The organism is Nonomuraea sp. NPDC001684, assembly GCF_053596515.1.
Genome location: NZ_JBSFGJ010000263.1, coordinates 1 through 13,506, shown reverse-complemented (window position 1 = coordinate 13,506; position 13,506 = coordinate 1). Strand labels below are relative to the sequence as shown.

Sequence of the window (13,506 nt, the reverse complement as noted above, 5' to 3'; positions counted from 1 at the left end):
CCTCGCCCTTGAGCAGCAGGGTCGCGAACACCGAGTCCTTCGGCGTGGACCTGACGGTCTGCGGGCTGCGCTCGATCGCGTGGGCGTTCCCGGGGCGCGGCCGCGTCGGCGGCCTGCGCGCCGAGCACCCGCACCCAGACCTGACCGGCCGCCAGCAGCACCAGGCAGCTGCCCAGGACGGTCAGCGCCAGCCACGCCCACAACTCGCGCCGCCCGTTCCCGGGGCCCTTGCCGGAAACCTCACCAGACGTCATGCCGGGAGCCGCTAACCGAGCAGACCGGCGTCGAAGCAGGTGCGGTCGCCGGTGTGGCACGCGGCGCCGACCTGGTCGACCTTGAGCAGGATGGTGTCGCCGTCGCAGTCGAGGGCCACGCTCTTGACGTGCTGGACGTGCCCGGAGGTGTCGCCCTTGACCCACAGCCGGTCGCGGCTGCGTGACCAGTAGGTGGCCCGGCCGGTGGTGAGCGTGAGGTGCAGCGCCTCGTCGTTCATCCAGGCCATCATCAGCACTTCGCCGGTGTCGTGCTGCTGGGCGATGGCGGGCACGAGGCCGTCCGCGTTGCGCTTCAGCCGTGCGGCGATCTCGGGGTCGAGGGACATGGTGCCATTCAACCAGCCCTCCCCCGTGCTCCCGCCTCCGGCTGGGCCAGCGCCTGCGACAAGGTGTCATGGATGGGGAACAGGGCCGCCAGGTTCGTCCTGCGCAGCCGCCGCAGCACCTGGCCGTCGGAGGCCACCAGCGCCATCGTGCCGTCCCTGTCGCGCAACGCGGCGAGCTGGCGCACCAGGACCCCGAGCCCGGTGGTGTCGATGAAGGTCAGCCCGGTCAGGTCGACCACCAGCCGCGTGCCGTCGGCCGCCATCGCCTCGTCGAGACACCTCCTGACCCGGGCGACGTTGTCCACGTCGACCTCGCCCGCGAGGGCGACCACCACGATCTCCCCGTGCCTGCTGTGCGTCGTCTCCAGTACGTCCACGCCCATGCCTTTCATGACCCTTCCTGGGCGGCCCCGCCGAAAACGTACACCGGCGGGAACGGGTGACGGTGTGTTTTGCCGAGAACGCGCTACGTGATCGCGGGCATCACGGTAATTTCTAGGCGACGCGTGCTAGGGAGGACACATCGTGGTGCACGTCGCGGGCTCGGTCCTCGACCCGGATCTGGGGGACCACGTCTGCCTGCCGTTCGAGGGCGAGCGGGAGCGCATGACGACGACCAGGCAGTTCACACTCAACGGGCTGCGCCGCCGGACCAAGGTGGTGATCATCACCCATGCGGAGACCCCTGAGCGCACCCGGGGCTGGCTGGCGCCGCTCGTCCCGGGGCTCGACGACGCCGAGGCGGCCGGGCAGGTGGAGATCCTGTCCTGCGCCGACACGCACTTCACCGACGGCCGCCTCGACCCCGACCGCCTGCTGCACGCCCTGGCCGACGCCCACCACCGGGCGCGCAGGCACGGCCAGCACGGCGTCTACGCGCTGATCGACGCCTCCTGGGGAGCGCGCGACGCGCAGGCCCAGGCGGCGTTCGAGGCCACCGCCAACGAGCTGTTCGGCGAGCGCTGGCTGGCCGCGGTGTGCCAGTACGACCGCGAGCTGTTCCCTCTCGACGCCATCGAGCGGGCCACCGCGGTGCACCCCATCGCGCCCGAGCAGGCCCTGCTGCGCTTCGCCAGCACCTCCTCACCGCCGGGGCTGCGGGTGTGGGGCGACGTCGACCTGACCAACAGGCCGGCGTTCGGCTCGGTGTTGTCGCCGCTGCAGAAGGAGCCGGGGCAGGTCGTGATCGACGCCTCCCACCTCGACTTCATCGACGCCGGCTCGGCCCGGCTGCTGACCGTCACGGCCGCGGCCAGGCCGTACGGCTCGACCGTGGTCGTCTGCGCCGAACGGGTGGCCCGGGTGCTCCGGCTGGTCAGGGCCGACACGCACGTCGTCGTCCGCCGGGTGGGCGATGGGTAGGCAGGTGCTGCGCGCGACCTTCGCGCGCGGGCGCATCACGTTCCTGCGCAGGGCCGTGGCCGAGCAGGCCGCCTACGAGGGCCTGAGCGGCCGGCGGCTGGAGGACTTCGTGCTGGCGGTCAACGAGATCACCACCAACGCGGTCCTGCACGGCGGCGGCCAGGGGCGGCTGCGGTTGTGGTCGGGCGAGGGACGGCTGTGGTGCGAGGTCACCGACCAGGGCCCCGGACTGCCGCCCGGCTGGATGGGCGAGGCGCGCCCGCCCGCGGGGCTGGAGTTCCGCGGGCGGGGGCTGTGGCTGACCCGGATGTTGTGCGACCACATCACGATCGTGTCCGGCCCCGCGGGCACGAGCGTGACGTTCGCCGCCGCCCTCGACTAGGAACGCGCGCTCAGGAGTGCGCCGCCGAGACCCAGGAGGCGTGCAGATCGGCGTAGACGCCGGGCTGGGTGACCAGCTCGGCGTGCGGGCCGCGCTGCACCAGGCGGCCGGCGTCGAACACCAGCACCTCGTCGGCGTTCTCCGCCGTCGAGAGCCGGTGGGCGATCGAGACGGCCGTGCGGCCCCTGGTGACGCCCTCCAGCGCGCGGGCCAGGCGCACCTCGGTGGCCGGGTCGACGGCCGAGGTGGCCTCGTCCAGCAGCAGCAGGTCGGGGTCGGCGAGGTAGGCGCGGGCCAGGGCGACGAGCTGGCGCTCGCCCGCCGACAGCGACTCCCCGCGCTGGCCGACGGGCGTGTCCAGGCCCGCGGGCAGGCCCTCGACCCAGTCGGCCAGTCCCAGCTCGGTCATCGCGAGCTGGATCTCCTCGCGGGTGGCCGGCGGCCTGCCGTACCGGACGTTGTCCTCCAGGGTGCCGTCGAACAGGAAGCCGTCCTGGGGGACCATGACGATGCGTTCGCGCAGGGAGGAGAAGCGCACGTCGCGCAGGTCGTGGCCGTCCACCGTGACGCGGCCGCCGACCGGGTCCATGAGCCGGGTCAGCAGCTTGGCGAACGTGGTCTTGCCCGACCCGGTCTCGCCGACGACGGCGACGCGCGAGCGCGGCGGGATCTCCAGCGAGACCTCGCGCAGCACGGGCGGGCCGCCCGGGTAGGAGAAGTGCACGTTCTCGAACGCGACCGAGATCGGGCCCCTGGGCAGCCGCACGCCCTTCTCGCCGGGGTCGGCGACGTCCGGCGGGGTGTCCAGGACGCCCAGGATGCGGCGGTAGCCGGCCACCGCGTTCTGGGCCTCGTTCAGCACCTCGGTGGCGGTCTGCAGCGGCGAGACGAACAGCGTGACCAGGAAGAGGAAGGCCACCAGCTTGCCCGCGGTGATGTCGCCGGACACGCCGAGCCGGACGCCGAGCAGCACGATCCCGGCGATGGCCAGCGCGGCGACGATCTCGGTCAGCGGGAAGACGAAGCCGACGATGGTCTGCGCCTTGATCTGCGCGGCCCTGTTGGCGTCCACGGCCTTGTCGATGCGGTCCGCGGTACGCCGCTCGGAGGCGTAGGCCCTGATGACGGCGGCGCCGACGACGGACTCGCTGACCGCGGCGAGCATGTCGCCGGTCCGCTCGCGCACGGTCGTGTACGCCCGCGACAACAGCCGCTGGAACCGCGGCAGCGCGATCATCAGCGGCACGAAGCACACCCACACCAGCAGCGTGAGCTGCCAGGAGTAGACCAGCATGAGCACGCTGGCCACGAAGAGCTGGCCGAACGCCACGATGATCATCAGCCCGCCCCACTGCATGAACGTGCTGATCTGGTCGATGTCGTTGGTGACCCGCGAGACCAGCGCGCCGCGCCGCTCGCTGTTCTGGGTGAGCACCGACAGGTCGTGCACGTGCCGGAACCCGCGCACGCGCAGGCTGGCCAGCGAGGACTCGGTGGCCTTGTACAGGCGCACGTTCATGATGTAACCGGCCAGCGCGGTCAGCAGCACGGCCGCGGCGCACACCAGGACGGCCCGGGTGATGTACGGCAGGTCCGGTGTGCCGCTCTTGATGCCGGTGTCGATCGTCTGCTGCACCGCGATCGGCACGATGATCTTGCCGATGGTCGCCACGACGGCCAGCCCGAGCGTGCCGGCCAGCCCCTTGCGGAACTCGGGGGTGAGCGACAGGCCATGCCAGATGGTGGCCAGCGCCGACCGCTCGACGTTGCCCTGGAGCGCCTCGCTCATGCGCTGACCTCTTCCTCTTCCTCTTCGGCGTCCGGGGCCGGCGACAGGTCGATGGCGGCCCGTTCGGCCTCCTCGCGCTCGTAGGCGGTCACCAGGTTGCGGTATCCGGGGCAGCGCACGAGCAGCTCCTCGTGGGTCCCGCGGTCCTCGACCCGGCCGTGGTCGAGGTAGACCACCTCGTCGGCCAGGGCGATGGTGGCCATCCGGTAGGCGACGACCACGACGGTCGTGGCCTGCGCGGTGTCCCGCAGCCCGTGCAGGATCTTGGCCTCGACCTGGGGGTCCACGCTGGAGGTGGCGTCGTCGAGGATGAGCAGGCGCGGGCGGCGGACCACCGCGCGGGCCAGCGCGATGCGCTGGCGCTGGCCGCCGGACAGCGACGCGCCGCGCTCGCCGACGCGGGTGTCGAGCCCGTCGCCCAGGCGGCCGACGAAGCCGTCGGCCTGGGCCAGGCGCAGCGCCGCCCACACGTCCTCGTCGCCGGCGTCCAGGCCGAGCGCGACGTTGCCGCGTACGGTGTCGTCGAACAGGAACGTCTGCTGCGGCACCAGCGCGGCCGAGCCGGCGATGGCGCCGTAGGGCAGGTCGCGCACGTCGACGCCGTCGAGCAGCACCTGCCCGGAGCCGGGGTCGACGAGCCGGACCAGGAGCTGGACCAGGGTCGACTTGCCCGACCCGGTCGGCCCCACCAGGGCCACGGTACGGCCGGGCGGCACGTCGAAGGTGACATCGTGCAGCACCTCGGCCTGGTCGTAGGCGTAGGACACGCCGGCCACCTTCAGCTCGGCGGGCCCGGACGAGGCCACGGGCGCGTCGCCGTAGTCCATGGAGCCCTCGGCGTCGAGCACGGCCTGCACCCGCTGCCAGCCCACGACGCTGCGCGGCAGCTCGGCCAGCACCCAGCCCAGCGCCCTGATCGGGAAGGCCAGCAGCGTGAACAGGTAGGCGACCTGCACCAGGTCGCCGGAGTCGATCGAGCCGGTGGACAGGCGCAGCGCGCCGACCCCCAGCACGGCGAGCACGCCGATCGTGGGCAGCGCCTCCAGCATGGGGTCGAACAGCCCGCGCACCCGGCCGACGGCGATGTTGGCGTCGCGCAGCTCGTGGGCGCGGCGGCGGAACCGGTCGGTCTCCAGCTCCTCGCGGCCGAGGGTCTTGATGACCAGCGCGCCGTCGAAGCTCTCGTGCGCGATCTCGCTCACCTCGGCGCGCAGCTGCTGGGCGCGGGTGGCCAGGGGGCTGAGCCGCCGCTGGTAGACCAGGTTCAGCACGGCGATGGCCGGGAAGATCAGGAAGCCCACCAGCGCGAGCACGAGGTCGGTGAACAGCATGGCGACGGCCGCGGTGAACAGCATGACCAGCACGCCGACGGCCATCGGCAGCGGCGCGAGCGGCGCCCAGGCGGCCTCGGCGTCGGCGCTGGCGTTGGACAGCAGTTGCCCGGTCGGGTGCCGGTGGTGCCAGGACAGCGGCAGCCGCAGGTACTGCTTGGTCACGTCCCTGCGTGACCTGGCCTGCATGCGGTACTGCACGACGCCGGCCAGGATGCGCCGCCCCGCCACGCCGATCGCCTTGAGCAGCGCGGTGCCGATGATCAGCAGCGCGCCGGTCCACATGGCGCCGGCGGAGGTCCGGCCCTGGTCGAAGGCGGGCAGCACCACGTTCTGCGTCGCCCAGCCCAGTGCCCAGGCCGAGGCGACGGTCATGCCGCCGTAGACCGCGCTGGCCAGCGCGGCCATCGCGAACACGGCTCTCTCCGTGCGAATGGCCACCCCAAGGACCCGCAGTCCTTGACGCATGACGGCCGAGGTGACCTTGCTCGCCACTCGGTATTTTTCCCTTCAAACGTCGATATTTCTATCTATGTCCCTATCACGGCCGGTCGTCTCCTTATTCCCACAGGTAGGCTTGATCAGGTGACTCACGCTCGTGGCGAACGCACCGCACTCTGCGACCTGTTCGACCGGCTCGGCCCCGACGCGCCCACCTTGTGCGAGGGGTGGACCACCTACGACCTGGCCGCCCACCTGGTGCTGCGCGAGCGCCGGCCGGACGCCATGGGCGGCATCGGGATCAGCGCGCTGGCGGGCTACACCGCCTCGGTCCAGAACGGCCTGAAGGCCAGACACCCCTACCCCGAGCTGGTGGGCATCGCGCGCCGGCCGGGCGGCGTCTACGGGCTGCTGCCCTTCCTGGACAAGGCGGTCAACACGCTGGAGTTCTTCGTCCACCACGAGGACGTGCGCCGCGCGCAGCCCGGATGGGAGCCGCGCGAGCTGCCGGCCGACCTCGACGAGCTCATCTGGAAGCGGGTGTCGGCGGGCGCCCGGATCATGCTGCGCCGCTCGCCGGTGCGCCTGGTGCTGCGCCGCGCGGGAGGCGGGACGGCAGGCGGCGGGGTGGCGATCGGCGGGGCGCGGGAGGGGGCCAAGGTTCAGGTCACCGGCACGGCCCAGGAGCTGCTGCTGTTCTGCTTCGGCCGGCAGGAGCACGCCAGGGTGGAGCTGACCGGCGACGACGCGGCGGTGAGCCGGGCAACCGAAGCCCGGCTCGGATTCTGACCGAAACCCTCGGCCCAGAAACCCCTCGTCTTAAACCTCCAGCCCGTACGATGGCACAGGAAAGAAGCCCCCCGGTTAGGATCTTGGACATCTTCACAGAAGATGACCGTGATCGCCCAGATCCGGGTATATACGGCTGGGAATGGACTGCAGGAGGCCCCCCATGCAGGTCAAGAAGGTGGCTACGTACGTTCTGGTGGCGTTCGTGGTCTTCTACCTGTTCACCCGGCCGGCCCAGGCGGCGGCCGCGGTCAACGGCGTGTTTGACGGAATTGTCCAAGGAGCCAACCAATTGGCGGTCTTCTTTACGAATGTTCTGACCTGATGTTCGCGTTCTGTCCGCGCTAGGTGCTTCCACGCGCTGACAGATCGTGTTACGCAGGCAGGATGAGAGATCGCCCCAGCGGCAACAAGATCAATCAGCTCGATCCGCAGGCCCGGCGCGTCCTCGAACGGGCAGAGCTTGAGGGCATCGAGCTGATCCGTTTCCTGTACGCCGACCACGGTGGCGTGGTCCGTGGCAAGGCGGCGTCCCGGTCCCGGTTGGCCGAACGGCTCAACTCGGGCATCGGGCACACGGTGGCCATGATGGCGATGAACATGCTCGACCAGCTTCAGGAGGTCGAGCACCTGGGTCCGGTGGGCGAGGTTCGCATTGTCCCCGACCCGGCCACGTTCGTCCCGTTGCCCCATGCACCGGGCGCCGCCGCGATGCTGTCGGACCTGCGGCGGCCCGACGGCTCACCGTGGGAAGCCTGCGCCCGCACGTTCCTCAAGGACGCCGTGGCGGAGCTGGCCGGCGACGGCTACCGGATCGAGGCGGCCTTCGAGCCCGAGTTCACGCTCGGCCGCCGCCTGCCCGACCCCAATGGCGGCCCCGACCGGCTGGTGCCGCTCGACGACTCTCTCTGCTATGCCGGCACGGGCTTCGACACCGCGCACGACTACACGATCAGGCTCATGCGCGCGCTGGAGACCCAGGGCCTGCGCGTCGAGCACTACCACCCCGAGCTCGGCCCCGGCCAGCAGGAGCTGTCGGTGCACCACGCGCCCCCGCTGCGCGCCGCCGACAACCACGTGCTCTACCGGGAGACCGTGCGCGGCGTGGCGATGCGCATGTCGATGTGGGCCTCGCTGGCCCCCAAACCCCTGGCCGACCAGGCCGGCAACGGCGCCCACCTGCACCTGTCGCTGTGGCGCGACACCCACAACCTGTTCGCCGAGGACGGCCCGGAACGCGCGCACTTCATCGGCGGCCTGCTCGCCCACCTGCCCGGCCTGACCGCCCTGACCTGCGGCAGCGTCAACAGCTTCCGGCGCCTGTCACCCCGCATGTGGTCCAGCGCGTACGCGGTCTACGGCCCCGACAACCGGGAGGCGGCCGTGCGCGTGTGCTCGCCGCTGGGCGAGAGCGGCGAGCCGAACCTGGAGCTGAAGCCGTCGGACTCCTCGGCCAACCCGTACCTGTCGCTCGGCGCGGTCATCCACGCGGGCCTCGACGGCATCCGCCGCAAGCTCGACCCGGGCGAGGCCGTGGACATCGATCCCGACACCGTGCCCGACCGCTATCCCCGCCTGCCCGGCTCCCTGGAGGAGGCGCTCGACGCGCTGGAGGCCGACGAAGTGCTCATGGAGGCGCTCGGGCCGTTGCGGCGCAGCGCGTACCTGGCGGTCAAACGTTCGGAGGCGGCCGCGTTCGCCGCCAAGGACGCCTCCTACGAGCTCTTCCACCACCTGCGGGTGTTCTGACCGCCCGCCGGCCCCGCGCGGGCGGGGCCGGCAGGCGGCCTCAACGGACCTGGCGGCCTCAAGAGGCGAGTGGCCTCAGCGGACCGGGTGGCCCGCCATCCGCAGTGTCTCCTTGACGTCGCCGATCTTCAGCGTGCCGAAGTGGAACACGCTGGCGGCCAGCACGGCGTCGGCACCGGCCTCGATCGCCGGCGGGAAGTCCTCCAGCCGGCCGGCCCCGCCGCTGGCGATCACCGGCACCCGCACCGCCGCGCGCACCGCGTGCAGCAGCTCCAGGTCGTAGCCGTCGAGGGTGCCGTCGCCGTCCATGGAGTTGAGCAGGATCTCGCCGACGCCCAGCTCCTCTCCGCGCGCCGACCACTCCACCGCGTCGATGCCGGCGCCGCGCCGGCCGCCGTGGGTGGTCACCTCGAACCCGCTGGGCATGCCCGGCGCCCGGCGGGCGTCGACCGACAGCACCACGCACTGCGCGCCGAACCGCCGCGACGCCTCGGTCAGCAGCTCGGGCCTGGCGATGGCCGCGGTGTTCAGGGACACCTTGTCGGCCCCGGCCCGCAGCAGCCGGTTGACGTCGTCGACCGCGCGCACGCCGCCGCCCACGGTGAGCGGGATGAACACCTGCTCGGCGGTCCTGCGCACCACCTCGAGCATGGTCTCCCGCTCGCCCGACGAGGCGGTGATGTCGAGGAAGGTCAGCTCGTCGGCGCCCTCCTCGTCGTAGCGCCTGGCCAGCTCGACCGGATCTCCCGCGTCGCGCATGTTCTCGAACTTGACGCCCTTGACGACCCGCCCGGCGTCGACGTCGAGACAGGGGATCACTCTTACCGCTACGGTCATGCTCGCAGTGCCTCGATTTCGATCTCGACCAGCATTCGAGGGTCGACCAGCCCGGCGACCCTCACTCCTGTGCAGGCGGGCCGCACGTGCCCGAAGACTTCGTAGATGGCCCGGCCGACGAGGTCGAAGTGGCGCTGCTCCACCACGTAGTAGCGGACCATGACGACGTCCTCGCGGGTCAGGCCGCCGACCTCGACGGCGTCCAGCGCGATGTCGATGGCGGTCAGGCTCTGCCGGTAGGCGTCGCCGACATGGCGTACCTCGCCGTCGATCGTGGCCGTGCACCCGGAGACGATCACGCGCTCGCCCACGACCACGGCGCGGGCGTACCCGTACTTCTCCTCCCAGATGCCGCCCGAGAACACCCTCGGACCGGTGCTTTCCATGCTGACGCTCATCCCGCCCCCTCCCGGCGAAGCTAAACGCGTACCGCGGCCAGCGCGTCCTCAAGAGTGAACGCGTGAGCGTACAGGGCCCTGCCCACGATGGCTCCCTCCACTCCGTCCGGGACGAGAGAAGCCAGTGCCACCAGGTCGTCAAGACTGGACACGCCGCCACTGGCGATCACGGGCTTGTCGGTGTGCGCGCAGATCCGCCGGTAGAGGTCGAGGTTGGGCCCCTGCAGCATGCCGTCCTTGGTCACGTCGGTGACGACGTAGCGGGGGCAGCCGTCGGCCTCCAGGCGGTCGAGCACCTCCCACAGGTCGCCGCCCTCCTTGGTCCAGCCGCGGGCGGCCAGCGTGGTGCCGCGCACGTCGAGGCCCACCGCGATCCGGTCGCCGTGCTCGGCGATGATCTTCCGGCACCAGTCGGGGTTCTCCAGGGCGGCGGTGCCGATGTTGACCCGGCGGCAACCGGTGGCCAGGGCGGCGGCCAGCGACTCGTCGTCGCGGATGCCGCCGGACAGCTCCACCTTGACGTCGAGCTTGCCGATCACCTCGCTGATCAGCTCCTTGTTGGAGCCCCTGCCGAACGCGGCGTCGAGGTCGACCAGATGGATCCACTCGGCGCCCGCCTCCTGCCAGGCCAGCGCCGCGGCGAGCGGCTCGCCGAAGCCGGTCTCGGTCCCGGCCTCACCCTGGACGAGGCGCACGGCCTGGCCATCGGCGACGTCCACGGCGGGAAGCAATACGAGCGACATTCAGGTCCTCCGGTCGAAAGCGAGGGTCACGACAACAGGTGCGAGCAGCAGGGAGAAGACGAACACGGCGAGGCTCACCGCGGGCGAGCCCCAGACCAGCCACACGATCGCCTGCACGATCAGGAAGCCGAGCGCCACCGCGACGTTCTGGGCGCGATGGCGGCGGGCGATCAGGCCGCCCTGCCGGGCGAACCGGACCGGGCGCGGGATCAGGCGGGCGATCAGGGCGCGGCGCCGGGCGCGGCGTGCCTGCCGCTCCTCGTTGAGCCGGATCGCGCGCGCCCGCTCGGCCTCCCGCTCGGCCCGCCGGCGCGCCCGCTCCTTGCTCATACCGTCTCTAGCCAGTTCCTCAGCAGGGCGGCTCCGGCGTCGCCGGACTTCTCCGGGTGGAACTGGGTGGCCATGAGCGGGCCGTTCTCGGCGGCGGCCACGAACGGCACGCCGTGCTCGGCCCAGGTCACCACGGGCGCGGCGAAACCGGGGTCGGCCGGCTGCAGCTCCCACTCGCGCACGCCGTAGGAGTGCACGAAGTAGAAGCGGGTGTCGGCGTCGAGCCCGGCGAACAGCACGCTCTCAGCGGGCGCCTTGACCGTGTTCCACCCCATGTGCGGCAGCACGGGCGCCTCCAGCCGCTCGACCGTGCCGGGCCACTCGCCGCAGCCCTCGGTCTCGACGCCGTGCTCGACGCCCCGCGCGAACAGGATCTGCATGCCGACGCAGATGCCCAGCACCGGACGCCCGCCGGCCAGGCGGCGGCCGATGACCCGGTCGCCGTGCACGCCCTTGAGCCCGGCCATGCAGGCCGCGAACGCGCCGACGCCCGGCACGACCAGCCCGTCGGCGTTGAGCGCCGCGTCGAAGTCGGCGGTCACGGTGACGTCCGCGCCCACCCTGGCCAGGGCCCGCTCGGCCGAGCGCAGGTTGCCCGAGCCGTAGTCGAGCACCACGATGTTCTTGCTCACCACCACAACACCCCCGCCGTGATCGCCATCGCCGCGCCGAGCGCGCAGACCGCGGCGCCCACCTTGAGACCCTGCTTGGCCAGCGAGAACACGCCGCCGCCGAGGAACAGCCCGAGGAACACCATGACGCCCGCGATGAGGTTGTCGGTCACAGCACACCCTTGGTGCTCGGCACGCCCGAGGCGCGCGGGTCGAGCTCGGACGCCTCGCGCATCGCCCTGGCCAGCGCCTTGAACTGGGCCTCGACGATGTGATGGGCGTTGCGCCCGTACGGCACGTGCACGTGCAGGCAGATGGCCGCCTGGGCCACCAGGGACTCCAGGATGTGCCGGGTCATCGTCGTGTCGTAGTCGGGGCCGATCATCGGGGCCATGCCCGCGGGCTCGGTGTGCACGAGGTACGGCCGCCCGGACAGGTCGACCGTGACCTGGGCCAGCGACTCGTCCAGCGGGCACGACGCGCTGCCGAACCGCCGGATGCCGGACTTGTCGCCCAGCGCCTGGCGGAAGGCCGCGCCCAGCGCCAGCGCGGTGTCCTCGATCGTGTGGTGGGAGTCGATGTGCAGGTCGCCCTCGGTCTTGACGGTCAGGTCGAACAGACCGTGCTTGCCGAGCTGGGCCAGCATGTGGTCGAAGAAGCCCACCCCGGTCGAGACGTCGACCAGGCCGGTGCCGTCGAGGCCCACCTCGACCAGGACCGAGGTCTCCTTCGTTGCCCGCTCCACGCGCCCTACGCGACTCACAGAACCTCCTCCATCGCGGCGCGGAAGGCCGCCATCTCCTCGCCGGTGCCGATCGACACACGCAGCCATTCTGGCGGGCCCACCTCGCGGATGAGCACACCGCGTGCCAGCAGCCCCTCCCACACCTCGCGCCGGTCGGGGAACCGCCCGAACAGCACGAAGTTGGCGTCGGAGTCGGCCACCGACAGCCCCTTGCCGCGCAGCCAGGCGACCGTGGCGTCACGCTCGGCGCGCAGCGCGTCGACCGTGCCGAGCAGCTCGGCGCGGTGGCGCAGCGCGACCCGCGCGGCCGTCTGGGTGAGCGTGGACAGGTGGTACGGCAGCCGCACCAGCAGCAGCGCCTGCACCACGGCCGGGTGCGCGGCCAGGTAGCCGAGGCGGGTGCCGGCCATGGCGAACGCCTTGGACATCGTGCGGGTGACGATCAGCCTCGGGTGCCGCGGCAGCAGCGTGAGCGCCGACGGAGTGCCCTGGCGGGCGAACTCGGCGTAGGCCTCGTCGATCACCACCACGCCCGGCGCGGCGGCCAGTACGGCCTCGATCGTCGACAGCGGCTGCGCGGTGCCGGTCGGGTTGTTGGGCGAGGCCAGGAAGACGATGTCGGGCCGGTGCTCCTCGATCGCCGCGACGGCCTTGCCGGGGTCGAGGGAGAAGTCGTCCTCGCGGGCGGCGCTGATCCACTCGGTGCTGGTGCCGGTGGTGAGGATCGGGTGCATCGAGTACGACGGCTCGAACCCGATGGCGGTGCGCCCGTGGCCGCCGAAGGCCTGCAGGATCTGCTGGAGCACCTCGTTGGAGCCGTTGGCCGCCCACACCTGCTCGGGGCTCAGCCCGTGGCCCAGGTAGGCGGCCAGGTCGGCGCGCAGCCCGGTGGCGTCGCGGTCGGGGTAGCGGTTGAGCTCGCCCGCGTTCGCCGCGACGGCCTGCGCCAGGTCGGCGACCAGCGCGGGCGAGGGCGGATAGGGGTTCTCGTTGGTGTTGAGCCGGACCGGCACGTCGATCTGCGGCGCGCCGTAGGGCGAGCGGCCCTTCAGGTCGTCGCGGATCGGCAGGTCGTCGAGGGTCACATCGGCGGGGTTCACTCTGACTCCGTGGGGACTCGCCAGTCGAAGCGGGCGCGGATCGCGGCGCCGTGCGCCGGCAGGTCTTCGGCGTCGGCCAGCACCGACACGTGGGCCGCCGCGCCGGCCAGCGCGTCGCGGGTGTAGTCGACGACGTGGATGCCGCGCAGGAACGACTGCACCGACAGGCCGCTGGAGTGGCAGGCGCAGCCGCCGGTGGGCAGCACGTGGTTGGACCCGGCGAGGTAGTCGCCGAGCGAGACCGGCGCGTAGGGGCCGACGAAGATCGCTCCGGCGTTGCGGATCCTGGCCGCGACCT

At 72.0% G+C, this 13,506-nt stretch carries 19 protein-coding genes; 5 read left to right on the top strand and 14 right to left on the bottom strand.

Features of this window, described 5'->3' with window-relative positions; translation table 11 throughout:
* From ACWCSD_RS34050 to ACWCSD_RS34040, 3 genes are all read right to left on the bottom strand, one after another.
* Window positions 1-254: hypothetical protein (locus tag ACWCSD_RS34050; RefSeq protein WP_449921080.1), on the bottom strand; the 254-nt coding region annotated here is incomplete at its 3' end.
* 11 nt (window positions 255-265) lie between these two features.
* Complete coding sequence (hisI, locus tag ACWCSD_RS34045; protein WP_358293877.1) at window positions 266-601, bottom strand: phosphoribosyl-AMP cyclohydrolase; 336 nt, start codon at window positions 599-601, stop codon at window positions 266-268.
* Between the two features lie 8 nt (window positions 602-609).
* Window positions 610-993 carry an STAS domain-containing protein gene (locus tag ACWCSD_RS34040; RefSeq protein WP_397162129.1) on the bottom strand — a complete coding sequence of 128 codons (384 nt, stop codon included), beginning with the start codon at window positions 991-993 and terminating at the stop codon, window positions 610-612.
* A gap of 133 nt (window positions 994-1,126) precedes the next feature.
* On the opposite strand from ACWCSD_RS34040, the gene ACWCSD_RS34035 reads away from it, so the two are divergent.
* Window positions 1,127-1,963: an MEDS domain-containing protein gene (locus ACWCSD_RS34035; RefSeq protein ID WP_358293879.1), complete on the top strand. Its 837-nt coding sequence runs from the start codon at window positions 1,127-1,129 to the stop codon at window positions 1,961-1,963.
* The gene (locus ACWCSD_RS34030) at window positions 1,956-2,345 is read left to right on the top strand and encodes an ATP-binding protein (protein ID WP_352358361.1); all 390 of its coding nucleotides are present in this window, start codon (window positions 1,956-1,958) and stop codon (window positions 2,343-2,345) included. Before ACWCSD_RS34035 ends, ACWCSD_RS34030 begins: the two co-directional genes overlap by 8 nt.
* Window positions 2,346-2,355: 10 nt before the next feature.
* Here the strand turns inward: ACWCSD_RS34030 and ACWCSD_RS34025 are convergent, their stop codons facing one another.
* Entirely contained in the window at window positions 2,356-4,134 is a 1,779-nt protein-coding gene (locus ACWCSD_RS34025) for an ABC transporter ATP-binding protein (RefSeq protein ID WP_387666518.1), read from the bottom strand.
* A complete protein-coding gene (locus ACWCSD_RS34020; RefSeq protein WP_449921083.1) occupies window positions 4,131-5,933 on the bottom strand; it encodes an ABC transporter ATP-binding protein in 1,803 nt (600 codons plus the stop codon). The genes ACWCSD_RS34025 and ACWCSD_RS34020 overlap by 4 nt, the downstream gene beginning before the upstream one ends.
* A gap of 117 nt (window positions 5,934-6,050) precedes the next feature.
* On the opposite strand from ACWCSD_RS34020, the gene ACWCSD_RS34015 reads away from it, so the two are divergent.
* The 3 genes from ACWCSD_RS34015 to ACWCSD_RS34005 all read left to right on the top strand — a co-directional run bounded on the left by ACWCSD_RS34015 (window position 6,051) and on the right by ACWCSD_RS34005 (window position 8,444).
* Entirely contained in the window at window positions 6,051-6,695 is a 645-nt protein-coding gene (locus ACWCSD_RS34015) for a TIGR03085 family metal-binding protein (protein WP_449921073.1), read from the top strand.
* Window positions 6,696-6,858: 163 nt separating this feature from the next.
* Window positions 6,859-7,020 (top strand): hypothetical protein, encoded by a 162-nt coding sequence (locus tag ACWCSD_RS34010; protein ID WP_185844438.1) that lies wholly within the window; start codon window positions 6,859-6,861, stop codon window positions 7,018-7,020.
* 62 nt (window positions 7,021-7,082) lie between these two features.
* On the top strand, window positions 7,083-8,444 hold the full coding sequence (locus ACWCSD_RS34005) for a glutamine synthetase family protein (RefSeq protein WP_449921069.1): 1,362 nt from the start codon (window positions 7,083-7,085) through the stop codon (window positions 8,442-8,444).
* Between the two features lie 75 nt (window positions 8,445-8,519).
* Here the strand turns inward: ACWCSD_RS34005 and hisF are convergent, their stop codons facing one another.
* The 9 genes from hisF to ACWCSD_RS33960 form a co-directional block, all read right to left on the bottom strand.
* Window positions 8,520-9,281, bottom strand: a complete 762-nt coding sequence (gene hisF, locus ACWCSD_RS34000; protein WP_449921066.1) for an imidazole glycerol phosphate synthase subunit HisF — start codon at window positions 9,279-9,281, stop codon at window positions 8,520-8,522.
* Window positions 9,278-9,667: a Rid family hydrolase gene (locus tag ACWCSD_RS33995; protein ID WP_352326354.1), complete on the bottom strand. Its 390-nt coding sequence runs from the start codon at window positions 9,665-9,667 to the stop codon at window positions 9,278-9,280. The genes hisF and ACWCSD_RS33995 overlap by 4 nt, the downstream gene beginning before the upstream one ends.
* Window positions 9,668-9,699: 32 nt before the next feature.
* A complete protein-coding gene (gene priA, locus ACWCSD_RS33990; protein ID WP_352326353.1) occupies window positions 9,700-10,422 on the bottom strand; it encodes a bifunctional 1-(5-phosphoribosyl)-5-((5-phosphoribosylamino)methylideneamino)imidazole-4-carboxamide isomerase/phosphoribosylanthranilate isomerase PriA in 723 nt (240 codons plus the stop codon).
* On the bottom strand, window positions 10,423-10,752 hold the full coding sequence (locus tag ACWCSD_RS33985) for a hypothetical protein (protein ID WP_358293888.1): 330 nt from the start codon (window positions 10,750-10,752) through the stop codon (window positions 10,423-10,425). It lies immediately after the preceding gene.
* Window positions 10,749-11,384 carry an imidazole glycerol phosphate synthase subunit HisH gene (hisH, locus tag ACWCSD_RS33980; protein WP_387666505.1) on the bottom strand — a complete coding sequence of 212 codons (636 nt, stop codon included), beginning with the start codon at window positions 11,382-11,384 and terminating at the stop codon, window positions 10,749-10,751. The genes ACWCSD_RS33985 and hisH overlap by 4 nt, the downstream gene beginning before the upstream one ends.
* Window positions 11,381-11,536, bottom strand: a complete 156-nt coding sequence (locus ACWCSD_RS33975; RefSeq protein WP_358293892.1) for a hypothetical protein — start codon at window positions 11,534-11,536, stop codon at window positions 11,381-11,383. The genes hisH and ACWCSD_RS33975 overlap by 4 nt, the downstream gene beginning before the upstream one ends.
* Complete coding sequence (gene hisB, locus ACWCSD_RS33970) at window positions 11,533-12,126, bottom strand: imidazoleglycerol-phosphate dehydratase HisB (RefSeq protein WP_352326348.1); 594 nt, start codon at window positions 12,124-12,126, stop codon at window positions 11,533-11,535. Before hisB ends, ACWCSD_RS33975 begins: the two co-directional genes overlap by 4 nt.
* Window positions 12,123-13,208, bottom strand: coding sequence for a histidinol-phosphate transaminase (locus tag ACWCSD_RS33965; protein WP_358293894.1), 1,086 nt, complete (start codon window positions 13,206-13,208; stop codon window positions 12,123-12,125). Before ACWCSD_RS33965 ends, hisB begins: the two co-directional genes overlap by 4 nt.
* Window positions 13,205-13,506 (bottom strand): histidinol dehydrogenase (locus ACWCSD_RS33960; RefSeq protein ID WP_449921059.1); only part of this gene is annotated, 302 nt, incomplete at its 5' end. The genes ACWCSD_RS33960 and ACWCSD_RS33965, both read right to left, overlap by 4 nt.

Coding starts and splice junctions, on each gene's coding strand:
- ACWCSD_RS34030 (WP_352358361.1), top strand. CDS start 1,956: ATGGGTAGGCAGGTGCTGCGCGCGACCTTCGCGCGCGGGCGCATCACG.
- ACWCSD_RS33985 (WP_358293888.1), bottom strand. CDS start 10,752: ATGAGCAAGGAGCGGGCGCGCCGGCGGGCCGAGCGGGAGGCCGAGCGG.
- ACWCSD_RS34005 (WP_449921069.1), top strand. CDS start 7,083: ATGAGAGATCGCCCCAGCGGCAACAAGATCAATCAGCTCGATCCGCAG.
- ACWCSD_RS34020 (WP_449921083.1), bottom strand. CDS start 5,933: ATGCGTCAAGGACTGCGGGTCCTTGGGGTGGCCATTCGCACGGAGAGA.
- hisF (WP_449921066.1), bottom strand. CDS start 9,281: ATGACCGTAGCGGTAAGAGTGATCCCCTGTCTCGACGTCGACGCCGGG.
- hisI (WP_358293877.1), bottom strand. CDS start 601: ATGTCCCTCGACCCCGAGATCGCCGCACGGCTGAAGCGCAACGCGGAC.
- ACWCSD_RS34040 (WP_397162129.1), bottom strand. CDS start 993: ATGAAAGGCATGGGCGTGGACGTACTGGAGACGACGCACAGCAGGCAC.
- ACWCSD_RS34025 (WP_387666518.1), bottom strand. CDS start 4,134: ATGAGCGAGGCGCTCCAGGGCAACGTCGAGCGGTCGGCGCTGGCCACC.
- priA (WP_352326353.1), bottom strand. CDS start 10,422: ATGTCGCTCGTATTGCTTCCCGCCGTGGACGTCGCCGATGGCCAGGCC.
- ACWCSD_RS33995 (WP_352326354.1), bottom strand. CDS start 9,667: ATGGAAAGCACCGGTCCGAGGGTGTTCTCGGGCGGCATCTGGGAGGAG.
- ACWCSD_RS34010 (WP_185844438.1), top strand. CDS start 6,859: ATGCAGGTCAAGAAGGTGGCTACGTACGTTCTGGTGGCGTTCGTGGTC.